19 protein-coding genes and 1 pseudogene are annotated in these 26338 nt (G+C 63.7%); 11 read left to right on the top strand and 9 right to left on the bottom strand.

Features of this window, described 5'->3' with window-relative positions; genetic code table 11:
• Positions 1-68 precede the first annotated feature (68 nt).
• Both FHS31_RS01600 and FHS31_RS01595 read right to left on the bottom strand, forming a co-directional pair.
• On the bottom strand, positions 69-1163 hold the full coding sequence (locus FHS31_RS01600; RefSeq protein ID WP_167071350.1) for an anhydro-N-acetylmuramic acid kinase: 1095 nt from the start codon (positions 1161-1163) through the stop codon (positions 69-71).
• Positions 1164-1173: 10 nt separating this feature from the next.
• On the bottom strand, positions 1174-2019 hold the full coding sequence (locus FHS31_RS01595) for a protein phosphatase 2C domain-containing protein (protein ID WP_167071348.1): 846 nt from the start codon (positions 2017-2019) through the stop codon (positions 1174-1176).
• 29 nt (positions 2020-2048) lie between these two features.
• On the opposite strand from FHS31_RS01595, the gene FHS31_RS01590 reads away from it, so the two are divergent.
• On the top strand, positions 2049-3167 hold the full coding sequence (locus FHS31_RS01590; RefSeq protein WP_243843200.1) for an SIS domain-containing protein: 1119 nt from the start codon (positions 2049-2051) through the stop codon (positions 3165-3167).
• Positions 3164-4315, top strand: coding sequence for an N-acetylglucosamine-6-phosphate deacetylase (gene nagA, locus FHS31_RS01585; protein WP_167071346.1), 1152 nt, complete (start codon positions 3164-3166; stop codon positions 4313-4315). Before FHS31_RS01590 ends, nagA begins: the two co-directional genes overlap by 4 nt.
• Before the next feature lie 32 nt (positions 4316-4347).
• Here nagA and FHS31_RS01580 read toward each other — a convergent pair whose 3' ends face one another.
• Entirely contained in the window at positions 4348-5217 is an 870-nt protein-coding gene (locus FHS31_RS01580) for a glucosamine kinase nucleotide-binding domain-containing protein (protein ID WP_167071344.1), read from the bottom strand.
• A 135-nt stretch (positions 5218-5352) separates the two neighbouring features.
• Here FHS31_RS01580 and dld point away from each other — a divergent pair, with 135 nt between their 5' ends.
• Together dld and FHS31_RS01570 are read left to right on the top strand one after the other, a co-directional pair.
• Complete coding sequence (dld, locus tag FHS31_RS01575; protein WP_167071342.1) at positions 5353-7050, top strand: D-lactate dehydrogenase; 1698 nt, start codon at positions 5353-5355, stop codon at positions 7048-7050.
• A gap of 43 nt (positions 7051-7093) precedes the next feature.
• Positions 7094-7243, top strand: a pseudogene (locus FHS31_RS01570) (DDE-type integrase/transposase/recombinase); the annotation flags it as partial.
• 117 nt (positions 7244-7360) lie between these two features.
• Here FHS31_RS01570 and FHS31_RS01565 read toward each other — a convergent pair.
• Complete coding sequence (locus tag FHS31_RS01565) at positions 7361-7501, bottom strand: hypothetical protein (RefSeq protein ID WP_167071341.1); 141 nt, start codon at positions 7499-7501, stop codon at positions 7361-7363.
• 82 nt (positions 7502-7583) lie between these two features.
• Between FHS31_RS01565 and FHS31_RS01560 the strand changes: the two genes are divergently transcribed.
• Entirely contained in the window at positions 7584-9908 is a 2325-nt protein-coding gene (locus FHS31_RS01560) for a beta-glucosidase family protein (RefSeq protein WP_167071339.1), read from the top strand.
• A 69-nt stretch (positions 9909-9977) separates the two neighbouring features.
• On the opposite strand, the gene FHS31_RS01555 is transcribed toward FHS31_RS01560, so the two are convergent.
• Positions 9978-11294, bottom strand: a complete 1317-nt coding sequence (locus FHS31_RS01555; protein WP_167071337.1) for an MFS transporter — start codon at positions 11292-11294, stop codon at positions 9978-9980.
• A gap of 234 nt (positions 11295-11528) precedes the next feature.
• Here FHS31_RS01555 and FHS31_RS01550 point away from each other — a divergent pair, with 234 nt between their 5' ends.
• Genes FHS31_RS01550 through FHS31_RS01540 form a run of 3 tightly spaced genes read left to right on the top strand, consistent with a single transcriptional unit; the run spans position 11529 to position 17124 of the window.
• Positions 11529-13838 carry a TonB-dependent receptor gene (locus FHS31_RS01550; protein ID WP_167071335.1) on the top strand — a complete coding sequence of 770 codons (2310 nt, stop codon included), beginning with the start codon at positions 11529-11531 and terminating at the stop codon, positions 13836-13838.
• Positions 13839-13893: 55 nt separating this feature from the next.
• The gene (locus FHS31_RS01545) at positions 13894-15207 is read left to right on the top strand and encodes an alpha/beta hydrolase family protein (RefSeq protein ID WP_341786259.1); all 1314 of its coding nucleotides are present in this window, start codon (positions 13894-13896) and stop codon (positions 15205-15207) included.
• Between the two features lie 21 nt (positions 15208-15228).
• Positions 15229-17124, top strand: coding sequence for a glycoside hydrolase family 2 protein (locus FHS31_RS01540; RefSeq protein WP_243843198.1), 1896 nt, complete (start codon positions 15229-15231; stop codon positions 17122-17124).
• Between the two features lie 114 nt (positions 17125-17238).
• On the opposite strand, the gene glpK is transcribed toward FHS31_RS01540, so the two are convergent.
• On the bottom strand, positions 17239-18732 hold the full coding sequence (glpK, locus tag FHS31_RS01535; RefSeq protein WP_167071331.1) for a glycerol kinase GlpK: 1494 nt from the start codon (positions 18730-18732) through the stop codon (positions 17239-17241).
• A 121-nt stretch (positions 18733-18853) separates the two neighbouring features.
• Between glpK and FHS31_RS01530 the strand changes: the two genes are divergently transcribed.
• On the top strand, positions 18854-20353 hold the full coding sequence (locus FHS31_RS01530) for a glycerol-3-phosphate dehydrogenase (RefSeq protein ID WP_167071329.1): 1500 nt from the start codon (positions 18854-18856) through the stop codon (positions 20351-20353).
• On the opposite strand, the gene FHS31_RS01525 is transcribed toward FHS31_RS01530, so the two are convergent.
• Genes FHS31_RS01525 through uxaC form a run of 3 tightly spaced genes read right to left on the bottom strand, consistent with a single transcriptional unit; the run spans position 20350 to position 23856 of the window.
• A complete protein-coding gene (locus tag FHS31_RS01525; protein ID WP_167071327.1) occupies positions 20350-21102 on the bottom strand; it encodes a FadR/GntR family transcriptional regulator in 753 nt (250 codons plus the stop codon). The two genes, FHS31_RS01530 and FHS31_RS01525, sit on opposite strands and share 4 nt — an antisense overlap.
• 31 nt (positions 21103-21133) lie before the next feature.
• Positions 21134-22444: a mannitol dehydrogenase family protein gene (locus FHS31_RS16695; protein WP_167071325.1), complete on the bottom strand. Its 1311-nt coding sequence runs from the start codon at positions 22442-22444 to the stop codon at positions 21134-21136.
• Complete coding sequence (uxaC, locus tag FHS31_RS01515) at positions 22441-23856, bottom strand: glucuronate isomerase (protein ID WP_341786258.1); 1416 nt, start codon at positions 23854-23856, stop codon at positions 22441-22443. Before uxaC ends, FHS31_RS16695 begins: the two co-directional genes overlap by 4 nt.
• A gap of 90 nt (positions 23857-23946) precedes the next feature.
• Between uxaC and manD the strand changes: the two genes are divergently transcribed.
• Positions 23947-25155, top strand: coding sequence for a D-mannonate dehydratase ManD (gene manD, locus FHS31_RS01510; protein WP_167071323.1), 1209 nt, complete (start codon positions 23947-23949; stop codon positions 25153-25155).
• Between the two features lie 151 nt (positions 25156-25306).
• Positions 25307-26233 carry a sugar kinase gene (locus FHS31_RS01505; RefSeq protein WP_167071322.1) on the top strand — a complete coding sequence of 309 codons (927 nt, stop codon included), beginning with the start codon at positions 25307-25309 and terminating at the stop codon, positions 26231-26233.
• The last annotated feature ends 105 nt before the right edge of the window (positions 26234-26338 follow it).

Below are 26338 nucleotides of genomic sequence, written 5' to 3'. Positions count from 1 at the left end.
GGCGGCAATACGTCTCTAATACCAATAGAACATAAGTGTCATGCGCCTGTAAAGTAGCAATCTCTTCGTTAGCTGAGCGTATTGGGCAGGTAGGTCCGACCGCCCGTGGTGGGGTAAGGCACGCCCGTTGTGCCCGGGAAGGTGAGCGGCATGCCCTTCGTGGAACGCGCCGCAAGATAGGCCATAGCCTCGGCCTCCACGAAATCGCCTCTGAAGCCGCAGTCGTCGGCTGAACGCCATGGCCCGACCCGAGCACCGAAGTGCCGCATCAGCGTCGGATTATGCCGCCCGCCACCGCAGATAATCCACTCGGTCGGAGGCGATGGAAGCGACGTTGCCGCGATCCTAACCGCTTCGACCGTGAAAGCGGTCAGCGTGGCGGCAGCATTCTCGATCGAGAGGGCATCGACCGTCGCGAGCGAAAAGTCATAACGATCCAGTGATTTCGGGCCGGTTCGATCGAAGAATGGAGCGGCGAGAAGTTGGTCCAGTACCGCCTGGTCGACCCGACCAGCGGCCGCCAGCCTGCCATCTTCATCATAGCGGCCAGCTCCACGGCTCTGAAGCAACAGATCTATCATGCCGTTACCCGGGCCGGTATCGAAGGCGACAATCTCGCCGTCCATCCCAAACCAGGACAGGTTGGCGACGCCGCCGATGTTCAGGAACGCGGCCGGCCGCCTCATACCGATCCGATCGGCAAGTGCCTGATGATAGATCGGCACCAGAGGCGCCCCCTGCCCGCCCGCTGCGAGATCGGCTTGGCGCAAATCGGCCACGACCGGTACGCCAAGCTCGGTGGCCAAAGCCCCTGCGTCACCCAGTTGCACGGTCAGGCGTCGCTCCGGACGATGCAAAACGGTCTGCCCGTGAAAGCCGACCAGATCGATCCGACCTCCGTCTTCGGACATGGCCATCCGCGCCGCACGCAGGTGCGTATCCAGCACCACATGTTCCGCTGCCGCGAAGGACGCGGGTCTCGGGCCGACACCATCCCAGCGGAGGGCATCTTCCGTCGCGTCGATCAACGTTTGGCGCTTTTCGGCCTCAAAGGGGACGAGGATGGCAGCACCGAAACTCGCGATGCTAACACCATCCGTTTCCAGGATCGCAGCATCGACGCCATCGAGCGACGTTCCGCTCATATATCCCAGTATCCGCATCCGCTGCCTTTCAAATCTCGATGTTCAGGAAGCTCGCGTCGTCATGCACCTTCACGCGATGATAGCGGCGACATGAGCCGGGCTCACGCTCAGCGTCTCGCAACCGATCCCGCCAATGGCTCCAGCCCTCCTCGCTGTCGATCGCCAGCAGGTCACTCGGGCCGGCAAGGCCGAACATTTCAACGAGGCGTAGAAATCCATCACTTGCAAGGGCGAAGCGCTGTCCCGGCCGATAGGGAAGGATCTTACACGCCAGGTGATCCGCGGCTGCGGGCTCCGTTCCAAGCACCCAATAGCCGCCTTCCCTGTTCATCAGGCCACGGTTCTCGCGGAGTTGGGGAAGCAATCTCTGAAAAAGGCTCTCGGCATCCAAATCCGGCTCGCTGCGGACGATTTCCCGCACGAGTGAAAGGGTGCGCGCCTCAACGACGTCGAGAGACCGGTCGCTGAAAATGTGGGTGGCGGTGGCATCATCTTCGTAGACGATACGGCAATCGGCCAGTCCACTTAGCTCGATATGATCGTCGAACCGGCGCAGCATGGCAAAGGCGGCAGAAGGATGCTCGTGCGGTCCCTCGGCAGGGCGGAGCGCCTGGGCATCGAGCGCCGTGCGACAGAACAGGATCGCCTGACGGACGAGCGCACGGGTGGGCATAGCGGGATCTTCGTCCAATAGGCGGCGGAAGTGGCCGTCGATGGCGTGCGCAAGCCACGCCGCGTCACTAGGAGCATCGAGCAGTGCCGGACCGATGCCTGTGGCACCATCTATGACCCAGGCGGCATTAGCGGAATAACCGACAACATCCTCATTCACCCCCCCAAGGTAATCGGATGCAGCGACATTGACCGTCAACATGACACGCTCCGGAAAAGCCTGGGGCTCCCATGCGCTACGCCGCTCTCCATAACAACCACTATGATACCATTGCATGTTATTTGGCTGCTGGTATCAAGACCACCATGTCCACTGTTTCCACGTTGATGCTGTCCGAGGCGTTGGAAGCGCCGGAGATCTGTGAGGCTCAGTTGCGGAGTAACGCGGATCTGGTGCGCGAAGCCGGCCAGAGGCTGCGGAAGCTCGCGCCGCCGTTCGCCGCCACTCTGGCCCGCGGCAGCTCCGATCAGGCGGCGGCCTTCGCCAAGCATCTTCTGGAAGTTTATGCCGGTGTCCCGACGCTGAGCCATTCGCCTTCGATTGGCTCCCTATACCGCCGGACATCGGCATCCTTCCGGGACGTGCCGCTGATCGCTATCTCTCAGTCTGGCCGAAGTCCCGATCTGATCGCAGCCGCCGAGGACGCGAAACGCATGGGGGCGCTGGTCGTCGTGATCGTCAACGATGAAGAATCCCCTCTCGCCGCGCTTGGCGACATTACCATCCCGGTCCGGGCGGGGCGGGAATCCAGCGTTGCCGCCACCAAAAGCTTCGTCGCCACCCTCGTAGCGCTGACCCATCTCGTAGCAGAATGGAGCGAGGATGATGGACTAAGACAGGCGCTACCGACGATCGCGCCGGCGCTCCGCGCCGCCGGCGCGCAGGACTGGAGCAACGCCCTCCCCCACCTTCGCGATGCCAATGATCTGCTCGTCCTTGGACGCGGACCGACGCTGCCGATCGCGGGCGAAGCCGCGCTCAAGCTCAAGGAGACGGCAGGCCTGTACGCGGAAGCGTTCAGTGTCGCGGAGGTTGCTCACGGCCCAATGACCCTGGTGAAGAACGGCGATCCGGTGCTGGTCTTCGGCCCCGCCGATGTCTCGTCTGAGGGCCTGAAGGAGCGGCTGGAGGACTTTGCCGCGCGCGGCGCTACGGTCATCGCCGCCGGAGCCGCCGGGGACATCGGTGCGGCGTCCATCGTGCTTCCAATGGAGTCGTCACGGCATCCCATCGTCCAGGCGATTGGAGCCATCCAAAGCTTCTATGCGCTGGCGAACGCCCTGTCGCTCGCGAGAGGCCGGAATCCGGATAGCCCGCCTCATCTGGCCAAGGTCACCAAAACGCTATGAGCCGCGAGGCGATCACCGGCGCCACGCTCGTCCTTCCCAATGGCCTTGCCGAAGGGCAAGCCCTGCTGATCGAGAATGGCCGGATTGTGGGCTGGACACCCGCATCCTCGTTATCGGCCGATTGGCCGACAATCGACATGGGCGGCGGCTGGCTGGCGCCCGGCTTCATCGATGTTCAGGTCAATGGCGGCGGTGATGTGCTTTTGAACGACGCGCCGACGGTGGAGGGTATCCGCAAGATCGCCGAGGCGCATCGGCGTTTCGGAACGACCGGCCTGCTGCCGACGCTCATCAGCGACCATGTACCGGTGATCGATCGGGCGATCGCTGCGATCGAGCAGTCCCTGGCGGATGGGATTTCCGGCGTTCTTGGTCTTCATATCGAGGGGCCGCATCTGAATCCCGCCAAGAAAGGGATCCACGACGATGTCCGGTTCGCCCCGATCGATGGTGAGGTGCTGGCCCGTCTCACACGCCCTACCAAGGGTGTCCGGTTGGTCACGCTGGCGCCCGAGCTCGCTCCGGCGGGAGCGATCGCTCAGCTGCGCGCGGCGGATGTGTTGGTTGCCGCCGGCCACAGCTTGGCTGACTTCGAACAGACCCGGGCAGCGCTCGCGGACGGACTATGCGGATTCACGCATTTGTTCAACGCGATGACGCAGCTCGGTAGTCGCGAGCCGGGGATGGTTGGCGCGGCCTTGATTGATCGCGGCAGTCACTTCGGCCTGATCGTGGACGGGCTGCACGTTCATCCGGCGACGTTGCGGATCGCGATCAACGCCCGCGGGATGGAAGGAGCGATGCTCGTCACCGACGCAATGCCTCCCGTGGGAGGCGTGAAGAATTCCTTCACTCTCATGGGTCAGCCGATACAAATAGTCGATGGTACATGCCGAGGGCCGGATGGCACGCTCGCCGGCTCGGCGCTGAGCATGGCGCAGGCGTTCCGCAACGCCATGGATATGCTCGGCTGCACGATCTGCGAAGCATCACGGATGGCGAGCGGCAATCCGGCGACATTTCTCAGACTCGATAACGAGCGGGGATCGATCGCGCCCGGACTGTCTGCCGACCTGGTCCACCTCGACGCGCAACGGCGTGTAACGCGGACGTGGATCGCCGGAGACCGCGACGACAACGGCGAATGAGAAATGGCCGAGCGTCGCCGGCGGGGCCGCGATCAGCCGGAGAGCGATGTCTCACGGGCCAGCGCAAGGGCGCCGTCGAGCGGATCGCCGAGCGGTTCACTCAGCCTTTCCACCGTTCGCGAACGCAACCATGGCTTCATCCTCGGCGCCAGCCCCCCAACCAGCACGCAGCGGGGCGCCCCTCGGGCGAAAATCGTCTCGATGAAGCGTTCGATGTGGAGCGCCGCATCCTCGACGATAGATCGGGCGATCTCATCGTCAGCCTCAGCATAGTCCATGACCAATGGCGCGAAGATTCCGTAGTCGCGCGGGCTGGCCTCGGCCATCCAGGCGATGGCCCGTGCGGTGTCATGATCGAACCGCTCCGTGACGGCGGTGCTAAGGGGCGTCTTGCGCGTCCGGCCGTCGAGTGCCCTCAAAGCATGGCGCATCGCGCTCAGGCCCAGCGCCGCGCCACTTCCCTCGTCCGATATGGGAAACCCGTAACCGCCGATAGTGAATGTGCCGCTGGCCAGCCGGATATGGCCGATGCTGCCCGTCCCGATGATCAGGATAGCGCCCTCGCCGCCCCCATTGGCGCCCAGGTTGGCAATATATGCGTCGCTCTCATAGGCCACCGAAGCGAACGGAAAGGCGAAACCGCCCAGACCTTCGCGTATCCCCGGCCGCGAAATGCCCGCAAGCCCTATGCCCGCGTGGATTTGCGTCACCTGCGCTTCGGAAAGTCCGGCCTCGCCAATCGCCTGATCCGTGACCAGAACGAGTTCCGCATAAAGCCTGTCGAGCCCGATCCGGGCATTGGCCTGGCCGCCGGCCCCCGTACCGATCACGGTTCCATCAGGCTTGGTGATCCGGCAACGGCAGTTGCTGCCGCCCGCATCCACACCGAGATAGAAGGTCATGAAATCCCAATTCCGCGGGAAGGAAGGTGGCGGTTAAGCACCTTCGACCAACGCTCGGCAACTGCTAAGTCGAAGCGGCGGTGGCCGATAGGCCGGATCGCGGTCGGCGATCTGCCCTTAGGGTAGGAACTCACGATGCGCATCGATCATCCCCTTCACCATGCCTTCCGAGAGATTGTCGGCCCGCGGCATGTCCTCACTGGCGCTCGGGAGACTGCCCGGTTCCGGACCGGCTATCGAACCGGCACGGGCAGCGCGATCGCTGTGGTACGGCCCGGCAGCCTCACGCAACTTTGGAGAGTGGCTCAGGCCTGCGTTTCCGCCGACGTCACCATTATCATGCAGGCATCCAACACCGGCCTTACCGGCGGTTCGACGCCGGCGGGCGACGATTATCCCGGAGGCGTGGTTGTCATCAGTACCAGCCGGCTGAAGGGCATCCATTTAGTCCGCGGAGGTTCACAGGTCATATGCCTTCCCGGAGCGACCCTGCACGAACTAGAGGCAGTTCTCGTACCTATCGGTCGGGAACCGCATTCGGTGATCGGATCCTCCTGCTTGGGAGCGTCCGTCATCGGCGGGGTGTGCAACAATTCGGGAGGATCGCTGGTGCAACGCGGGCCGGCCTACACCCAGCTCGGGCTGTTCGGCAGCATCGGCCAGGATCGTCAACTCCGTCTGGTCAATCACCTCGGCGTCGAGCTCGGTGACGATCCCGAGCACGTACTGGATCGGCTCGAGGCTGGCTCGTTCGCGCCGGAAGACGTTCAGGACTGCACCGATCGGCTGGCTCATGACCGATCCTATGCCCAGCATGTCCGGCAGATCGACAGCGACCAACCGGCAAGGTTCAACGCCGATGAGCGCTGCCTCTACGAAACGGCAGGCAGCGCCGGGAAGCTGATCGTCTTCGCCGTGCGCCTCGATACCTTCCCAAAGTCCGAAGGCGACGTAACCTTCTATCTCGGAACCGATGACCCGGCCAAGTTCACCGATCTGAGGCGGACCATTTTGAGCGCGTTCGATGAGCTGCCGGTCGCGGGTGAGTATATGCACCGCACCGCCTTCGATATCGCCGACGTCTACGGCAAGGATATGTTCGCTGCGATAAAGCGCCTCGGAACGTCCCGCCTTCCAACGCTCTTCGCCGCTAAGGCGCGCATCGATGGCTGGGCGGACCGTTTCGGTTTCCTTGGGCCGAACCTGAGTGATCGGTTGATGCAACGCTTTGGCCGATTGCTCCCCGACCATCTCCCGCCAAGGATGAGAGAGTTTCGCGATCGCTTCGAACATCATTTGATTGTGAAGATGCCGTTCACCGAGGCGGTGAAAACGCGATCCGTTCTGGCGCAGCAATTCGGCCATCCCGATAGCGCGTTCTTCGAATGCACGCCCGACGAAGCCAACAGTGCGTTTCTCCACCGCTTTGTTACCGCAGGCGCCGCGGTTCGCTATCGGGCCATCCATCGGGATGAGGTGGAAGACATCGTCGCGCTCGATATCGCGTTGCCACGCAACACGCGCGACTGGGTGGAAGTCTTACCCGATCATATCGCAAGCCCAGTGATCCATAGCCTCTACTATGGCCACTTCTTCTGCCAGGTCTTTCATCAGGATTATATCGTGAGGAAGGGCACGGATGCGTTGGCGCTGGAACATATGATGTGGAAGATGCTCGATGAGCGGGGTGCCGAATATCCGGCCGAACATAACGTCGGGCACCTTTACCGGGCAAAACCCGATCTCGCGGGATTCTATCGTGGTCTCGACCCGTGCAATCAGCTCAACCCAGGGATCGGAAGCACGACGCGCGAGCGTTTTTGGGCCGAGTGAATGGCCGCGTCACTGCTATCGCCAGAGGGGGGCGTTGTCAGACCATTATCTCTGGCGCGCCGTCGATCACGAGGGTGAGATACTCGAGAGCTACGTCACCAAAACCGGGGACGGGAAGGCCGCCCTTGCCTTCATGAAGAAGGCGCTCAAGCGCCACGGCTCGCCCGGGCAGATCACCACCGATAGACTGCGCTAATCTGGCCTTACCAGAATACTCCGACCAAGATGCGGTAATTAAGCGATTTTCTCTAATATTCTAAAATTTTGTGGTCAGGCCGGATGAGCCGTGCCATTTGACGTGCAGCGTGGACTAGCACGCATCACGGAGAGGTCTTGCGATGGTAATGCGAAAATTCGCTGCCTGTCCTTCATTGGCATGCGCGCTAATTTCCAGCGTTTTCTCGGCTCCTTTGACGTCGGCCGCGGCCTTGCCGTGGATGGCGAAAGCCATCGTTGCCAAGCAAGGCGCGCCATCCAGCGATCAGGCAAAAGAGAGCATCGCACGCTCCCGCGCGCGGCAGCTCATCGCGAAAATGACCCTAGACCAGAAGCTGCAGCAGCTCACCGGCAGCACGCCCGAGATTCTCCCGGAACTGCCCGCTTGCTATGGCGCGCGTCACGTCAGCGGGATCAAGGCTCTCGCCATTCCCACCTTCCGCATCACGAACGGGCCGGTGGGCGTCGGCCAGAATGATTGCATCTCAACAAGCGTTAAGGCGGCGATGGACGGCGGCAAGGAACCGGTTTGGCGCCCCTATACCGATCCGACCTCCGCCCAGGCGACCGCCCTCCCCTCGGCTATGGCGGTTGCGGCCTCCTTCGATCCGCGCGTTGCCGCGGCGTTCGGAGGCGTCATCGCCAGGGAGATGAACAACCTCGCGCTGCACGTTTTTGAGGCGCCGGGCATGAACCTCGCTCGCCTGCCGATCGGCGGCCGCAATTTCGAATATTATGGCGAGGATCCCTATCTCGCCGGCACGATGGCGGTGGCAGAGATAAAGGCTGTCCAGTCAAAGGGCCTGATCGGCATGGCGAAGCATTTCGTCGCCAACGAGCAGGAAACCAACCGGATGACCATCCAGGAGACGGTTGACGAGCAGACGCTCCGCGAACTCTATCTCATCCCTTTCGAGATGAGCGTGAAAGACGGTCACGTCGCAGCGATCATGTGCTCATATAACTTCCTCAACGGCCTGCAGGCGTGCGACAACAAGCCGATGCTGACGCAGGTGCTGCGCGACGACTGGAAGTTCTCCGGCTACGTCCAGAGCGACTTCTTCGCGATGAAGACGACCGAGGCCTCGCTTGCCGCCGGCACCGATCATGAAATGCCGACACCGCTTCACTGGACGCCCGTGAAAATCCGCGCCGCGCTGAAGGCCGGAACGATCACGCAGACCGAGATCGATACCGCGCTGGAGCGCCGCTACACGCAGATGTTCAAGGCCGGCATTTTCGATCGCCCGCTGGTGCAGACGCCGATCGATTTCGTCACGAATGGCAAAATTGCGCGCGAAATCGGCGCCAGCGGCGCCGTCCTGCTCCAGAACAACGGCGCTCTGCCGATTGCGGCAACGGCCAAAACCATCGTCCTCGTCGGCAAGGCATCGCAGCCTTACGCCCAGCAAGCGATCACCGGCGGCTCGATCTTGGGCAAATGGATCGGCGCGGGCGGCGGCAGCTCGGACGTGGTGCCGCATTATGCCGTCAGCCCGATCGAGGGCCTGCGCGGCGGCCTTCCCGAAAGCGCCACGGTAAAGCTGGTGCTGGTTGACGACGACAACGCCACCGCGACGATCGACGGAAAATCCGTACCCTTCGATCAGGCCCTGGTGATCATCGCCAAAGCGGACTCGATCGTCATCATGGCCGGCACCAACAGCGAAGAGGGCGCAGACCGCGCCACCTTTGCAACGGCCGATGGCCAGAAGCTCGCCGCCTTGGCCTCCGCCGGCATGTCGCTCGATTGGTATGTGGCCAAGCCCAGCAAAATTGCGACCGTTAATCCGGCCGACAATCAGGCCAAGCTCAGCGGCACCACCGCGATGATCAAGGCGATCCTTTCCGCCAACTCCACCACAGCAGCGAAGATGGCGCAGAAGACCGTGCTGGTCCTTAAGGACAATGCCAGCATCGCGATGGATCCTGCATTGGTGGGCGCCCAAGGCCCCGCAATCCTCGAGGTCTGGTTCCCGGGGCAGGAGGATGGCAATATCACCGCCGATCTTTTGCTAGGCAAGGTCAACCCCTCCGGCCGCCTACCGGTGACCTTTCCGATCGCGGGCAAAACATTCCTCGATGCCGTTACCGCGCAGCAATATCCCGGAGTGCCCAGCGGCTCCAAGCAGACAGTGATATACAGCGAAAAGCTTGCCATCGGCTATCGGTGGTATGACGCGAATGTGAGCGGTTCCTGCGCCGTGACGGCAGCCTCCAATCCCTGCGTAGCCTTTCCGTTTGGCCACGGTCTGTCCTATTCCCGCTTCACCGCGACAAAGCCCAGGCTGTCGCCCGAAGCCAAATCGGGCGGATATCGCGTATCGGCGACCGTGAAGAACAGCAGCCAGAACGCCGGAAGGCAGGTGATGCAGGTTTATCTTTCTCTGCCGCCCAGCGCGGACGCATTGGGCGCGCCGCAGCCGCCCAAGCGCCTGATCGGGTTCCAACATATTGACCTGGCGCCGGGGGCCTCGAAGGCGGTCGAAATCACGATCGACCCTGCCGGCAGCAACCACCCGCTCAGCGTCTGGAACGCCGCCATCAAGGCGTGGGTCATTCCGAAGGGCCGGTTTACCGTTTGGGCCGGCAACTCAGCATCGCCCGGCGATCTGGTAAAAGCGGGCACGTTTCAGCGCTAGCCGACACCTTCTTCGCCTCAGTGTCCGCACATGGTTGCGGCACAGGTCTTCGGCACCCTGAAGGCTCGCTTAGCTCTTAATGCCATTGCCGGTGTTGTTTTTCCCGTGCGCCGACGAATACCCCGGCAGAATGAGCTGGATGATGCCGAGCGCCGTCAGATAGGCGAAGGCGGCGGCAACAAAGATCGGCTGGTAGCTGCCGAGCTTTTCAAGAATGGCGCCCGCGAATTTCGCCATCAGCATCCCGCCGAGCGCGCCGCCCAGCCCGCCCAAACCGACCACCGAGCCCACCATGTGTCGTGGGAAGAGATCGCCCGGCAAAGCATAAAGGTTGGCGGAAAAGGCCTGATGGCCCGCGCAGGCCAGACCGATCAGCGCGACCGCCGTCCAGATGCCCGGCGCGGACGCGGCGAATGCGATCGGCACCGCGCACAGCGCCGCTACGAACATCGCCGTCTTGCGCGCTCGCCCCAGCGCCCGGCCCCGGCCGATCAGGTGCGACGAAAACCATCCGCCTGCGACCGATCCGACATCCGCGCATAGATATATGGCGACCAGTGGCGGGCCGAACTCGGTCATCTTGAGATGGTAGCGGCGGCTGAAGAAGTCGGGCAGCCAGAAGAGGAAGGTCCACCACACCGGATCGATCATGAAGCGGCCGAGGATGTAGGCCCAGGTCTGGCGCAGGCGCAGCAGCCGGGCCAGCGGCACGCGCGGGGGTTTCACGGCGTCGGCCGGCTCCGATCCGATCCACGCCAGTTCCGCCTTGCTGACCAGGGGCTGCTGGCGCGGCGACCGATAAAAAGCGAGCCAGCCGGTCAGCCACACCACGGTCAGCAACCCCGTGGCGATGAACGCCATGCGCCAGCCGAACGAAACCGCGATGAACGGCACGATCAGCGGCGTGACGATCGCGCCCACGTTCGAACCCGCGTTGAAGATGCCGATCGCCAGCGCGCGCTCACGCGCCGGAAACCATTCGTTGGTGGCGGCGAGCGCAGCGGGGAAAGCGCCGCCTTCACCCATCGCCAGCGGAATGCGCGCGATCAAAAGGCCGCGCGTGGAGGTGAAGGCGATGTGCGCGACATGCCCGATCGTCCAGAGGACGACTGCAATCGCATAGCCGGTGCGTGCGCCGACGCGATCGACCAGCCGCCCGAACGCTACATAGGAAAGCCCGTAGACCGCCTGAAACCAGATCGCGAGATCGGCATAGCCCGACTCGCTCCAGCCATAGCGCGCCTGAAGATCGGGCTTGAGCACGGGCAGGACGAGGCGATCGACATAGCTGAGCACGACCGCGAAGAAGAGAAAGCCGCAGACGATCCAGCGGATCTTGCCGCGCCGCCCGACGTGCGCAGGCTTTTGCTCATCGGTTGCCGTCATCGCGCTCTCCTACGTGGTGCCGATCGCGCGCCGGCCGATCTGGTCTGCCAATTTGCGCAATTTTGGTCAAGCCAAAGCAAGCATCCTCTCCTTCGCCAGCTTCGCATCGTGTCCTGAAGACCACAGCAGTGAGCAGATTTCATCGCAGGATTGCATTTGGCCTGACCACATCGTAACGCGGTCATACCACAGGCCTGCCAGAAGCAGCAGGCGAGATATCAGGAGAGGGCAGCCATGGCGCTTAATTCCATTCGTATCGGATCGTCCGCATTCGCGCTGGCAGCCGCGCTTGCCGCGACGGCCGTATCGGCTCAGACGACCCCCAGCAACGACACGACCACCCCGTCTTCGCAGGCGCCAGCCAACGTTGGCCCGGCCGTAACGGACAGCGCGGACTTGGGTACGATCGTCGTCACCGCGAACAAGCGCGCGGAAAACGTTCAAAACGTGCCGCTCGCGGTTTCCGTTCTGGCGCCGACGCAGCTGAAAGCGGCAGGCGTCACCCAGTTCAGCGATCTCGGCCGCGTCTCTCCCTCGCTGGTGATCCGCACCGCCGAGCAGCCGGTCAATTCCAACGTATCGCTGCGCGGCGTCGGCACTTTCGCATTCGGTATCGGCGTCGAATCTTCGGTAGCCGTGCTGGTCGACGAAGTGCCGCTCGCTTTTGCGGCGCGGGCTTTCACCGATCTGCCCGACGTGCAGCGCATCGAAGTGCTGCGCGGGCCCCAGAGCACCCTTTACGGCAAATCCGCTTCGGCCGGTCTCATAAACATCATCACACAGGATCCGACCTCGACATTCCACGCGAAGGCCAATGCGCTGGCGACCAGCGATCGCGAATATGGCGGCAACGTCAGCCTGTCCGGTCCGATGGGCGAAGATCTCGGCTATGTCGTATCGGGCAGCTATTCGAACTGGGACGGCAACGTCAAAAACCTGTTCAACGGCAAGCGCGTTAACGGCCACGAGGCAGGCAACTTCCGCGGCAAGATCCGCTGGACGCCGGATGCCAACCTCAAGATCACGCTGTCGGGCAATTATCTCAATGGCAACACCACCGTCGGCCGGCCCTTCACGCACATGTCGCCGACCGCGCTGCTCCGCAACACCGCGGGCCTGACCGAGGCGGTCGTGATGCCGGGAGTCGTCGTCAGCCCGGACAACACCGACGTCAGCAACAACTTCAATTCGCGCACCAAATATCAGGGCTATGGCGGTTATCTGCGCGGTGAGCTCGGCCTCGGCGATATGACGCTGACCTCGATCACCTCATACGATCACTTCCACCAGACCGATTATCTCGATCAGGACGACACGTCTTATTCGGGAGCGCTCGGCAACAACAACCAGGTCGGCGAATTCAAGGAGCATATGGTCACGCAGGAAGTGCGCCTGCAGTCGCCCGCCGAAAAGCCGTTCCGCTACACCATCGGCGCTTATTATGCCGATGTGAACTTCGCGCGGCCGTTCGTGCGGGGGCCCGCTTTCTCGGCGGCGAACTGGTATGCCACGATCGAATCCCGGCAAATCGCCGGCTTTGCGCAGGTCGACTGGACCTTCCTGCCCAAGTTGACGCTGACCGGCGGCGTCCGCGTGCAGAACGAGAAGGTTGATTATACGTACCAGGATAATCTGGCGGTGGCGCCCGCGCGCTCGTTTTTCAGCGGCGGTGCCCAGAAGACGGCGCCGACCTGGAAGGTCAGCCTGCGGTATCAGATCACGGACAATCTGATGGCGTTCGGCACCTATGCGACCGGGTATAAGGGCCAGACCTACGATCTCACGACCGGCTTCAACGCCAATCGGGCCGCTGCCGGCCCGATCCGGCCTGAGAAATCGCGCGACAAGGAGGTCGGCGTTCGCTGGCAGTCAACCGATCATCGCCTGACGGCCAATGTGACCCTGTTCAGCACGCACTATACCGATCTGCAGGCGCAGACGATCGAGACACTGGCTGACGGCACCTCCAACTTTCGCCTCACCAACGTCGGCGGTCTGACAACCAAGGGCGTCGAGGTCGAGACCAGCGCACGGATTGGTCAGGATGTGAATCTGCGCGGATCGGTCACCTATCTCGATGCCAAATATAGCTCTTATCCCGTCGCACAATGCTATCCGTTGCAGACCGCGGCGACAGGCTGCGTCACCACCGCCTCGCCCACCTTCCAGAATTTGACCGGCACGCGGGCCGTGCAGGCGCCGAAATGGAAATTCCAGGTTGGTGCCGATTATGCGCCATCGCTGACCGATACGCTGAAGGGCGTGGTGCAAGTCGATTGGCAGTATCAAAGCAGCCTGTTCTTCACGCCGCGCGATCCCGAAACGATCCAGCCGGCATACAGCATCGTCAACGTCGGCATCGGTGTCCGCGCCGCGGATCGCCGTTGGGAAGTGATCGGCTTCGTCAACAATCTGCTTGATAAGCAATATTACGGATCGCTGGTGAACACCGCCGGCAATTTCGGCAACCAGATCGCGACGCAAGCGGTGCTGCCGCGGGACTTCCATCGCTACGGCGGCGTCCGCCTCGCTTTTAACTTCTGATCCTGTGGCGGGGCACACGGCCCCGCCCCTTCCCCTCTCCTCGAGGAGCTGCGCAGTGCCCCGTCACGCCGTCCGCGTCCTCACGGCCTTTATCGCATTGGCCACGGCTCACCCGGTCGCGGTAACGGCGCAGGAAGCCCCGGCGAGGCCGGCTGTGGACTCTCCGCAGCTGGCGGCGCTGGGGCCTTTTCCGATCGGCGTGGCCGATGTCGAGTTCGTACAGCCGGGCCAGGCCAATCCGGCCTATGGCACGGACAAGCCTGAGGTCTCCGATCGCCATTTGACGACGAAGGTCTGGTATCCGGCAGCCAACCCTGGGCCCGGCACCACCTACCATAGTTCGATGACCGGCGAGACGGGGGCCGAGATTCCCTTCACCGTTCCCGGGATTGCCACGCCCGCGGCACCCGCCGCCAAGGGCTCATTCCCGCTCATCATCCTGGCCCATGGCTACGGCAATGTGCCGGAGGCTTTGTCATGGCTGGGTGAGAATCTGGCGACCAAGGGCTATGTCGTCGTGGCGCCCGCTTTCCGCGATCCGCCGATCAGCATCCGCACGGTCCAGGCGATGTCCGGCCCGGTGACGCGCCGCCCGCTCGACATCGTCTTCCTGGCGGCCGAGGCGCAGCGCCGTGCCCGCACCGGGCAGGCTCCGTTCGCCAGCGCGGATCCCACGCACACGGCTCTGATCGGCTATTCGATGGGCGGTTATGGCGTGCTCACCGCAGCCGGCGCACCACTCGATCCGGCGCTCGCGTCCATGACCCGGGGTACGCTGGCACCTTATGTCAAAGACGGCGCGAAGCAGGGCGATATCCGGATCGCCGATCTCAAGGCGGTGGTGGCGATCTCGCCGCCCAAGCTGGTGCGCGGCATCAATATGTGGGCCGAACCGGGCGTCGGCACGATCCATACGCCGACATTGTTCATCGTCGGCAGTCAGGATCATGTCGTTGGCTATGATCCCGGGGTCCGCTCGCTGTTTGACGAAGAAGTGCATGCCCCACGCTATCTGCTGACCTTCCAGGAGGCGGGGCACAGTATCGCCCTGATTGGCGCGCCCCCGGAAATGCGGGCCACCTTCTGGAACGAGGATTGGTTCGAGGATCCGGTCTGGCGCAAGGACAGACTGCTGCCCATCCAGGCGCATTTCATTACCGCCTTCCTTGATCGCTACGTTAAGGGCGAGGCCGACAAAGCCACCTATATCGACGGCTTGGTCCCAGACGCGCGTGACGGCAAATGGGCCGACGCGCCGACCGGCCGCTACGCGGGCTTCAGCCCCGGCGCGCCTGCCTCCACCATCTGGAAGGGCTTCCAGCCGAGCCGGATCGGGGGGCTTATGTTCGAATCCAAGCCGGCAAACTGAGCGGCACAGCAGGAGATGTTTATGCGGATGGTCGGCCCCGGCTTTGCAACCCTGATCGCTCTCGTCGCGAGCCCGGCGATGGCGGCGGTCGAGCCGCCCTCGACCGTCATCTCCTCGCTGCCCTTGGCGACGGTGCAGACCGAGCCCGCACTTGTCTCCGCGGACATGCGGCAGGGTTTCGACCTGTCCGGACCCTGGCATTATTCGATCGATCCGTATCGCGCGGGGCTGGCAGGATTTCACGGGGAAACCCCCGATCCCGGGCAGCGCCGCTTCATCGATATCGATGTCGCCAAGGCGATGGCCAGTGACAATCGCACACTTTACGAGTTCAATCTCGATCATGCACCGATCGCCGTGCTGCCATCGTCCTGGCTGACCGAGGCGCCACAGATGCGCCATTATCAGGGGCTCGTCTGGTATCAGCGCCACTTCGATGCGCCGGCCACCCGCAAAGGCCGCATCTTCCTTCGCCTCGGCGCCGCCAACTACGCGAGCTACGTCTATCTGAATGGCAAACCGGTCGGCCGGCACGAGGGCGGTTTCACGCCCTTCTCGTTCGAAGTGACCAAGCTGCTGCGTGACGGTGACAATCAGATCACCATTGGTGTCGACTCCGTTGCCACCCCCACAAGCGTGCCGCCTCCTGTGACCGATTGGGAGAATTACGGCGGCATCACCCGGCCCGTGCGCCTCGTTGAGACGCCCGACACCTTCGTGGACGATGCCTGGGTGCGCCTGACGCGAGACGGCAAGCTAGCAGTGGACGTCCATCTCAACGGCGCGGACGCCGTCAATCATCCGCTGCGCCTGAAGATCGCTGCGCTCGGTGTCGATCTTCCTGGCACCACGGATGCCAAGGGCGATTGGCATGCGCTCCGCCCCGCTCCGGCAAAGCTCGTCCGCTGGTCGCCCGAAAACCCCAGGCTCTATGATGTGGTGGTCGATGCCGGCGAGGATCATTGGAAGGACCGGGTCGGTTTCCGCACCATCGAAGTGCGTGGCACCGACATCCTGCTCAACGGCAAGCCGATCTTCTTGCGCGGCATCTCGCTGCACGAGGAAGAGATCGGCGCCGAGCCGACCCGCGCGATCACGCCGGCATCGGCACGCGCATTGCTGAGCGAGGTGAAGGACGGGCTGCACGGCAATTACGTCCGCCTCGCACATTATCCGCACAATGAGCTGATGACGCGCACCGCCGATGAACTCGGCCTGCTCGTCTGGAGCGAGGTTCCGGTTTATTGGATGATCGCCTGGGACAATCCCGGCACGCTGGCCACCGCGCGCAATATGCTCGCCGAGAATATCCTGCGGGATCGCAACCGCGCATCGATCGCGATCTGGAGCGTCGCAAACGAAACCCCGGTCAGCGATGCGCGCAACAGCTTCCTGCGCACGCTGATCGCCGATGTCCGGAAGCTGGACGATACGCGGCTGGTGAGCGCGGCGCTGCTCGTGGACCATGGCAAGGGCCCCGGCGCGCCGGTGATGACACTGGCCGATCCGCTGGCGGATTCGGTCGATGTGCTGGCGCTCAACACCTATAATGGCTGGTACACCGCCGATCGCCTGAGCGATCTGCCGGCCACGACATGGAACGTGCCCAACAACAAGCCGATCGTCTTCTCCGAATTCGGCGCGGATGCGCTGGCGGGATTTCACAAGCCGCAGAAATTCTCCGAGGATTATCAGGCGGATTATTATCGTGCGACGCTGGCGATGGCGGCGAAAATGCCGACGCTGCGCGGTATGTCGCCCTGGATCCTCAAGGACTTCCGCTCCCCCCGCCGCCAGAACCCCGATTTCCAGATGGGCTGGAACCGGAAGGGCCTGATTTCTGAGACAGGTGTGCGGAAGATGGCCTTCTATGTGCTGTCGGATTATTATCTGGCGAAGGCTGCGAAGGCGAAGTGACCGCTAGCCCCCCTCCCTGAAAGGGAGGGGCTGGGGGTGGGTCGCCTCCCCTTGATGCCGCCCGCCTCTGATCAACCCACCCCTAACCCTTCCCTTCCAGGGAGGGGGATTGCGTTACGGATGCCGCAATGTCCGCGACAAAGCATCTTCCCAACCCGCGATCAGCTGCCGCCGCAAATCGGCATCCATCCCAGGCTTGAACCGTCGCCCAGCCGCGCGCGTCGCCGCCAGCGCATCGAGATCCTTCCACGCACCCACGCAAAGGCCTGCCAGAAACGCCGCCCCCAGCGCGGTGATTTCCAGATGCGCGGGCCGCTCGACCTCAACCTCGAGCAGATCGGCGAGGAACTGGCAGAGCCAGTCGTTCGCCGCCATGCCGCCATCCACGCGCATCACAGTCGGCTTCGCGCCACCATCCTCTACCATCGCCGTCAACAAGTCGCGCGTCTGATAGACGACCGCCTCCAGCGCGGCGCGCGCCAGATGCGCGGCGGTCGCGCCCAGCGTGAGCCCGAAGATCGCGCCGCGCGCATCGGGATCCCAGTGCGGCGCGCCGAGGCCGACGAAGGCCGGCACCATATAGACGCCGTGGCTATCGGGCACGCGCGTGGCGAGGCTGTCGGTCTCGCTCGCCCGCGCGATCACGCCGATGCCGTCGCGCAGCCACTTGATCGCCGCCCCCGCCACGAAGATCGATCCCTCGAGCGCATAGGTCGTGCGGCCATCGAGCCGATAGGCCGACGTGGTCAGCAGCCGGTTCTCGGACCTGACCGCCTCTTCGCCGGTATTGAGCAGCATGAAGCAGCCCGTGCCATAGGTGGATTTGGCCATCCCCGGCTCGAAACAGGCCTGGCCGAACAGCGCCGCCTGCTGATCGCCGGCCATCCCCGCGATCGGAATCGCCGCGCCGAGGAGATCGGGCGCGGTGTCGCCGAAGTGATGGCTGTTATCATGCACCTCCGGCAGCAGCGCCATCGGCACGCCGATCAGCGCGCAAAGCTCCTCGTCCCAGCGCTGTGCATGGATATCGAACAGCAGGGTGCGGCTGGCATTGGTCGCGTCGGTGGCGTGAACCTTGCCGCCGGTCAGCCGCCACAACAGGAAGCAATCGATCGTGCCGAACGCGAGCTCGCCCTTTTCCGCCCGCGCCCGTGCGCCCTCGACATGGTCTAGCATCCACGCGAGCTTGGTGCCGGAGAAATAGGGATCGAGCAGCAGCCCGGTCTTGGCCCGCACCATCTCTTCATGGCCCTGTGCCTTAAGCGCGGCACAGGTCTCGGCGGTGCGGCGATCCTGCCAGACGATGGCGTTGTGGATCGGCACCCCCGTCGCGCGGTCCCAGACCACCACCGTCTCACGCTGGTTGGTGATGCCGATCGCGGCGATCCCCGCCGCGCCGACCCCGCTTTGCGCGATCGCCTCGCGCGCCGTGGCCAGTGTATCGCGCCAGATATCCTCAGGATCATGCTCGACCCAGCCGGGGGCAGGATAATGCTGTTCGAACTCGCGCTGTGCGGTGGCGACGGGTGCGCCCGCGCCATCGAAGACGATGCAGCGCGTGGAGGTCGTGCCCTGATCGATCGCGAGGATGTGCTTTGCGGCGGTCACTCTGCTCTCCTCCGGGCATATTATCGTTGAATTGGTCAGGCCAATTCACTACCAGTCCTTGGGTCTGCGTCAAGCGAGCCGCGTTGGCCTCACTTTCGCCTCACCTTCCGGAAATGTGCTTATGCCCGAAACCAGTGTCTATGACCTGCTGATCATCGGCGGTGGCATCAACGGCGCAGGCATTGCCCGCGATGCCGCCGGGCGCGGCCTCAAGGTATTGCTCGTCGAGCAGGATGATCTCGCCAGCCATACCTCTTCGGCCAGCACCAAGCTCATCCATGGCGGCCTGCGCTATCTGGAATATGGCGAATTCCGGCTGGTTCGCGAGTCGCTGATCGAGCGTGAACGCCTGCTCGCCATCGCGCCGCACATCATCTGGCCGCTCGAATTCGTCCTTCCTCAGAAAAATTCGCCCCGCCCCGCCTGGATGGTCCGGCTGGGGCTGTTACTCTACGACCACATCGGCGGCCGCAAGACACTCCCCGCGACGCGCACCATCCTTCTCGACAAGGATAGCAAGGGCGACGGCCTTAAGCCGAACATGGGCCGCGCCTTCGTCTATTCGGACTGCTGGGTGGAGGACAGCCGCCTGGTCGCGCTCAACGCGCTCGACGCCGCCGAGCGCGGCGCGACGATCCTGACGCGCACCAGACTGCTCTCCGCCGATCGCGTGGCGAACCTGTGGCACGCGACGATCGAGGACGCGAGCGGCCCACGCGAGGTACACGCCCGCATCCTCGTCAATGCCGCCGGCCCTTGGGTTGCGGACGTGCTGGGCAAGACCGGCAATGCGCGCAACGATCGCGGCGTCCGGTTGGTCAAGGGTAGCCACATCGTCGTGTCCCGTCTCTATCCTGGCGACCATGCCTTCCTGCTTCAAATGCCCGACAAGCGCGTGGTCTTCGCCATCCCCTATGAGCGCGAATTCACGCTGATCGGCACCACCGATCTGCCCTGGGAGGAAGCGCCCGGACGTCCGATCATCTCGGCGGAAGAGACCCGCTACTTGCTGGACGCTGCCAACAGCTATTTCGCCAAGGCGCTGACCGACGAGGACGTGGTCTGGACCTACTCGGGCATCCGCCCGCTCTATGACGATCATGCCGCCAGCGCCTCGGCAGTAACGCGGGACTATGTGCTGGATGTCGAGGGCGGCGAAGGACGCCCCGCGATGCTCAGCATCTTTGGCGGCAAGATCACTACCTATCGTAAGCTCGCGGAACATGCGCTGGAAAAGCTGGCGCCTTTCCTCCCCTCGTCGAAGTCGGGATGGACCGCTGGCGCGGCGCTGCCCGGCGGCGACATCGCCGATGGGAATTTTGACAGCTTTCTGGAGCGCCTGCGCGGCCAATATCCAGTCCTGCCGTTTCCCCTGCTTCGCCGTCTGGCGCGCTCTTATGGTACGCGGACGTCGTTGGTGTTGGGCGAGGCCCGGAGCGTTGAAGGTCTGGGCGAGGATTTCGGCGGCGGGCTGTATCTCGCCGAAGTGAACTACCTCGTCCGCCACGAATGGGCACGAACGGGAGAGGACATCCTCTATCGTCGCAGCAAACTCGGCCTGCATGTACCCAAGGGCACCGCCGAACGGATTGACGCATATCTCGCCAACAAAGCCGCCTAGCCGATCGCGCCGAACCGACGGCGCTTGGCATCCACCTCGGCGCGCGCGCGCTCGATCGCCTCGACCTCAGTCGCTTCCAGCAGATGTGCGATGACCCGGCCGAGGTGATCGCGCATTGCCTCGCGCGCCGTTTCAGCATTGCGGCTGGCGAGCGCGGCGACGATGCGGCGATGCTCGGAGACGCGCGGCGCGATACCGGCGGCGCGCGCCTTGCCGGTCAGCAGCGCGTATTGCGGCGACTTCATCCGCGCATCCCACAGCATCGAGACAGTCTTCTCCATCGCACTGTTCTGCGTGATCCGCGCGATCTCGATATGGAACTCGCGATCGGCGGCTTCAGCGCGAAGCAAATCGCCGCTCTCCATATCGACGGTCAGTGCGCGCAGGCGGGCGACCTGTTCGTCGTCGATCATTTGCGCGGCGAGCCCGCAAATCTCCGCCTCGAAGATGCGGCGCGCTTCCAGCAGCTCGAACGGCCCGACATCGGTCTCGGTAAGCTTGCCGCCGTGTGGCTGGAGCGCGATGACATAGACGCCGGAGTTGGTGCGGACCTCGACCAGCCCATCCAGCTCCAGCGCGATGATCGCTTCGCGGATCGTAGGCCGCGACACACTATATTGCTGGGCCAGATCGCGCTCCGAAGGCAGGCGATCGCTGACCCCGTATCGCCCCGTGGCGAGCGCCTGGCGGATGTCGTTTGCGATCCGCTCGTAGAGACGGCCTTCGGTACGGGTGGTGGCGGGAGACATGAGGCCAGCCTGTGGTGTTCGCAGCCGCATTTCAAGCAATCTCACGCAACTTGGCCAAAGCCGCGGTGATTTCAGCCGATTGGCCGAAATCCGGGGCTATACAGGCGAGCAGCGCTTCGACGGGTGCTTTCTCATTTGCGAGCGACTGCAGATCGGTGAGCATAGGATCGGCGAGGCCCTCGATCCGCATGTGCGCGGCGATCCAGCCGGCCACTGCTTCGGCCAACGCCGGACTGGAAAGGCCCATCGCCGCCCGCTCCGTCATTGGAGCGAGCAGGCGCGGCGGCAGCTTTTGCGATCCATCGGCGGCGATCTGGATTAGCGCGTGTGGCAACGCCGGATTGGCGAAGCGTTTGCGGAGTGCGCTGCGATAGGCGGTTACGTCGACCACGGACCGATCAATCGTCGTAGTCGCCTCATCCCAAAGTCGACCAACCAGGCCCGCCAGCACCGGATCACGGATCGCCTCATGGACAAAGCGATGCCCGCGCAGCAGGCCTTGATAAGCCAAGGTGCTGTGCGCGCCGTTGAGCAGGCGCAGTTTGGCGGTTTCCCAAGGCGCGACATCGGAAACCATCTGAACGCCGGCACTGGCAAGATCAGGCCGCGCGGCGGCGAAGCGATCCTCGATCACCCATTGCCAGAACGGCTCGGTCCACACCGCCGCTTGATCGCGCAGGCCGAGCGCATCGCTGCTCTCCGCGATCATGGCGGCCGTGACGGCCGGGGTGATGCGATCGACCATCGACGAGGGGAAGGCGACCTCCTCGGCGATCCAGCTGAGGGTGGCGTCAGCGAGGGTCGCCGTTTGCGCCGCGGCCAGCACGGCGTCGCGCGCCACCGCGCCATTGTACGCTCGGTTATCGCAGGAAAGAACTGTCAGCGGTGCGAGACCCGCCGCCCGTCGCTGGTCCAGCGCGCGGGCGATCAGCCCCGCAGCACTCGTCGGCCCGTAATCGAGATAGCCCTTTTCAGTGATAGTAAGGGTCACAAGATGCGTATCGGCATGGGCCAGCGAAGCGATCACCGCCTTGGGCTCTGACGCGGCGACCTGAAGCGCCTTGAGCGCGCCGATCACCTGCGGCTTGCCCTCATTCCCGCCGCGTCGTGAAAGGCTGTAGAGCCCATCCTGCGCCCCCAGCGCCGTCACGACATCGGGCGAGCGCATCGCCACGCCGGTGATCCCCCAGCGCGGATCGCCGCCCGCGATCAGCGCATCGAACACCGGCGCCTGGTGTGCGCGGTGGAAGGCGCCGAGGCCGAGGTGGACGACGCCCGCCTTGACCGCGCCGCGATCGTAGCGTGCCGAGAAGCTGGCGTTGGAAAGGCGTTCGCAGCTCACAGGCGATAGGCCTCTTTCACGAGGCGATAGGTGAGATCGTAGGCCAGTTCTGCCGCCTCATCCTCGTCGAGCCGATGCTCGGCGACGAGCCGCGCGAGGAAGCTGCAGTCGATTCGCCGTGCGACATCGTGGCGGGCTGGGATCGAAAGGAAGGCGCGGGTGTCGTCGTTGAAACCGACCATATTGTAGAAGCCGGCGGTCTCGGTGGTCTGCTCGCGGAAGCGCATCATGCCTTCGGGGCTGTCGTGGAACCACCACGCCGGGCCGAGACGCAAACAGGGATAGAAGCCCGCCAGCGGGGCGAGTTCGCGGGAATAGGCGGTCTCGTCCAGGGTGAACAGGATGAGGGTGAAGCCGGGCGCGTCTCCGAAACGATCGAGCAAGGGTTTAAGGCCTTCGACGTAGCCGGTTTGCGTCGGGATATCGGCGCCCTTGTCGCGGCCGAAGTTGGCCAAGGTGTTGCGGCTATGGTTGCGGAAGCTGCCGGGGTGAAGCTGCATGACGAGCCCATCCTCCGTGCTCATCCGCGCCATCTCGGTGAGCATTTGGGCGCGGAAGAGTTCGGCGTCTGCAGCCGTGACGGAAGGTGACTGGACGCGCGCGAAAAGTGACTCCGACTCCGCAAAAGGGAGATCGGCGGTGCGCGCGGTGGGGTGTCCGTGATCGGTTGAGGTGGCGCCCATCGCCTTGAAGAAAGCGCGGCGATCGCGGTGCGCGTCGAGATAGCCCTGCCAGCTGCGGGCATCTTTCCCTGTGATCGCTCCTAGCTTGTCGAGATTTGCCAAGAAGCCCTCGAACTCGGGATCGACCACCGGATCGGGGCGGTAGGCGGTTAAGACGCGCCCCTGCCAGCCGCTGGCCCGGATCGTCTGATGCGCTTCAAGCGGATCGAGCGGGTTTTCGGTGGTGGTCAGCACCTCGATATTGAGGCGGTCCATGAGCGCGCGGGGGCGGAAGGCGTCGGTCGCCAGCGCCGCATCGATGCGGTCATAATACAGATCGGCGGTCTCGGGCGAGAGCCGTTCCTCCAGCCCGAAAAGCTCCGCGAACACCCAGTTCAGCCACATCGCCGAGGGCGTGCCGCGGAACAGATGATACTGTTTGGCGAACAGCCGCCAGATCGTCCGCGGATCGCGTTCGACCGCGCCGCCGTCCCGCCGCGCGATCCCCAAAGCCTCCAACGGCACGCCCTGCGAGTGCAGCATTCGGAAGACATAATGGTCCGGCACGATCAGCAGATTGGCCGGATCGCTGAACAGCGCGTCTGATGAGAACCAGCTGGGATCGGTATGGCCGTGCGGACTGATGATCGGCAGGCTGGCGACCTCCGCATACAATCGCCTAGCGATCGATCGCGTCGTCAAATCGGCCGGAAACAGGCGATCGGGATGGAGGATCAACGGAGCGCTCACAATCTAAACGGCCTTTCCAATCTGGCCTGACCAATATGGACAATCACGCTGGCCACGTCTAGCACCCTGCAAACAGTTTGGGAGGATAGCGTGAGAATCAAGGACGCGCGGGTGATCGTTACTTCGCCTGGGCGCAACTTCGTGACGCTCAAGATCGTCACCGAAGAAGGCGTCTACGGCATCGGCGACGCCACGCTCAACGGCCGTGAAAAATCCGTGGTCGCCTACCTGGAGGATCATGTCTGCCCGCTGCTGATCGGGCGCGATGCCCGGCAGATTGAAGATATCTGGCAGCTTCTCTACCGCGGTGCTTACTGGCGGCGCGGCCCGGTAACGATGCGCGCCATCGCCGCGGTCGACGTCGCCTTGTGGGATATCAAGGCCAAGAGCGCGGATATGCCGCTCTACCAGCTGCTCGGCGGCCGCAGCCGCGAAAAGGTGATGGTCTATGGCCATGCCAATGGCGGCGACATCGCTGAGACCGTGGATGCGGTCGGCCAATATATCGACATGGGTTACAAGGCGATCCGCGCGCAGACCGGCATTCCCGGCGTGAAGGATGCCTATGGCGTCGGCCGCGGCAAGCTCTTCTACGAGCCCGCCGACGCGACGCTTGCCAGCGTCACGGGCTGGGATACGCGCAAGGCGCTCAACACCGTGCCCAAGCTGTTCGAGATGCTGCGCGCCACCTACGGCTTCGATCATCACCTGCTACACGATGGCCACCACCGCTATACGCCGCAGGAAGCCGCCAACCTCGGCAAGATGCTGGAGCCCTATCAGCTTTTCTGGCTGGAGGACGTGACGCCGGCCGAAAACCAGGAAGCGTTCAAGCTGATCCGCCAGCACACCGTCACCCCGCTGGCCGTCGGCGAGATCTTCAACACGATCTGGGATTGCAAGGATCTGATCCAGAACCAGCTCATCGATTATATTCGCGCCACCATCGTGGGGGCCGGCGGCGTCACCCATCTGCGCCGGATCGCCGATCTCGCCAGCCTCTATCAGATCCGGACCGGCTGCCACGGCGCCACCGATCTCTCGCCGGTAACGATGGGCACGGCGCTGCATTTCGATACCTGGGTGCCCAATTTCGGTATCCAGGAATATATGCGCCACTCGCCCGAAACCGACGACGTCTTCCCGCACGATTACAGCTTCGACAAGGGCTTCCTGATCTGCGGTGAGACGCCTGGCCACGGCGTGGATATCAACGAGGAACTGGCCGCCAAATATCCCTACGACCAGCGTCAGTTGCCGATCGCGCGCCTGGAAGATGGCACGATGTGGAACTGGTAGGCGCCGTGGCGTTCCATGAACCAATCCTCCCCCGCCAGGGGGAGGTGGCAGCGAAGCTGACGGAGACGGAGGAAGCAATGTCCTCTAAGGCGCCGCAATCCTCCCCCGACGAGGCCTTCGGCCTCACCTCCCCCTTGCGGGGGCGGATGTGATGAAGATCGTCACCTTCGGCGAAGGGATGATCGAAATCTCCGGTCACATCGGTGCGACCGGCCCGATTACCTACGGCGGCGATGTCCTCAACATGACGGTGGCGCTGGCGCGGCTGGGCCATCGCCCGGCCTTCATGACCGCTCTGGGCAGTGATGCATGGTCCGAGGAATTGCTCGATCGCTGGGATCAGGAGGGCGTCGATTGCTCGCTGATCGCGCGACATCCTTCACGCGTGCCCGGTCTGTATGCGATCCGGGTCGACGATCACGGCGAGCGGAGCTTCACCTATTGGCGCGATCGTTCGGCGGCGCGCGATTTCTTCGCGCTGCCGCAAAGCGCGATATTGTTCGAGCAGGCGGCCGATGCCGATTTGCTATTCCTGTCCGGCATAACGCTTTCGCTGTTCAACAGCGTCGATCGCGGCCTGATCGCCGGCCTTGCCGATCGGGTTCGGGCGCGTGGCGGCATCGTCGCCTTCGACGGCAATTTCCGCCTGCGCGGCTGGGAAAGCCCGTTTGAAGCCGAGACCGCCTTTCTCGATTTCGCCGCCCACGCCACGCTTGCGCTGCCCACCTTGGACGATGAGGCGCTGATGCACGGCCAAACCGAAACGGCCGAAACCATAGCCGATCGCTGGCACGCGCACGGCGTGCGCGAGGTGATCGTCAAGCTGGGGGCGGACGGCGCATTCGTTTCGGCCGATGGCGTGCGGGAGTTGGTGCCGACCAGACCGGTTACACCCGTCGATACAAGCGGCGCCGGGGATGCCTTCGATGCCGGCTATCTCGCCGCGCGTTTGGCAAATCACGGCCCGGCGGCTGCGGCCCGCTTCGGCCATCGGCTGGCCGGCGAGACGGTGCAGCATAAGGGCGCGATCCCGGCGCGCCACACGGTGATCCATATCCAGCCGGACGGGCGGGTGTGACCATTCGGTCTAGCTCTCCGTTCGTCCCGAGCGCAGTCGAGGGACGTGCGGCTAGGCGCGGCGCTTGGGGCACGTCCCTCGACTGCGCTCGGGACGAACGGGGGA

This window comes from Sphingomonas vulcanisoli, assembly GCF_011761305.1.
In the GTDB taxonomy this organism is placed as follows: domain Bacteria; phylum Pseudomonadota; class Alphaproteobacteria; order Sphingomonadales; family Sphingomonadaceae; genus Sphingomonas_I; species Sphingomonas_I vulcanisoli.
Note: the sequence above shows the minus strand (reverse complement) of the source record. Positions and strands in the feature narration are given on the sequence as shown.

Bases quoted from the DNA above. Each gene is read 5' to 3' on its own strand.
- FHS31_RS01600 (WP_167071350.1), bottom strand. From the start codon at position 1,163: ATGCGGATACTGGGATATATGAGCGGAACGTCGCTCGATGGCGTCGAT.
- FHS31_RS01595 (WP_167071348.1), bottom strand. From the start codon at position 2,019: ATGTTGACGGTCAATGTCGCTGCATCCGATTACCTTGGGGGGGTGAAT.
- FHS31_RS01590 (WP_243843200.1), top strand. From the start codon at position 2,049: ATGCGCTACGCCGCTCTCCATAACAACCACTATGATACCATTGCATGT.
- nagA (WP_167071346.1), top strand. From the start codon at position 3,164: ATGAGCCGCGAGGCGATCACCGGCGCCACGCTCGTCCTTCCCAATGGC.
- FHS31_RS01580 (WP_167071344.1), bottom strand. From the start codon at position 5,217: ATGACCTTCTATCTCGGTGTGGATGCGGGCGGCAGCAACTGCCGTTGC.
- dld (WP_167071342.1), top strand. From the start codon at position 5,353: ATGCGCATCGATCATCCCCTTCACCATGCCTTCCGAGAGATTGTCGGC.
- FHS31_RS01565 (WP_167071341.1), bottom strand. From the start codon at position 7,501: ATGGCTTTCGCCATCCACGGCAAGGCCGCGGCCGACGTCAAAGGAGCC.
- FHS31_RS01560 (WP_167071339.1), top strand. From the start codon at position 7,584: ATGACCCTAGACCAGAAGCTGCAGCAGCTCACCGGCAGCACGCCCGAG.
- FHS31_RS01555 (WP_167071337.1), bottom strand. From the start codon at position 11,294: ATGACGGCAACCGATGAGCAAAAGCCTGCGCACGTCGGGCGGCGCGGC.
- FHS31_RS01550 (WP_167071335.1), top strand. From the start codon at position 11,529: ATGGCGCTTAATTCCATTCGTATCGGATCGTCCGCATTCGCGCTGGCA.
- FHS31_RS01540 (WP_243843198.1), top strand. From the start codon at position 15,229: ATGCGGATGGTCGGCCCCGGCTTTGCAACCCTGATCGCTCTCGTCGCG.
- FHS31_RS01530 (WP_167071329.1), top strand. From the start codon at position 18,854: ATGCCCGAAACCAGTGTCTATGACCTGCTGATCATCGGCGGTGGCATC.
- FHS31_RS01525 (WP_167071327.1), bottom strand. From the start codon at position 21,102: ATGTCTCCCGCCACCACCCGTACCGAAGGCCGTCTCTACGAGCGGATC.
- FHS31_RS01505 (WP_167071322.1), top strand. From the start codon at position 25,307: ATGAAGATCGTCACCTTCGGCGAAGGGATGATCGAAATCTCCGGTCAC.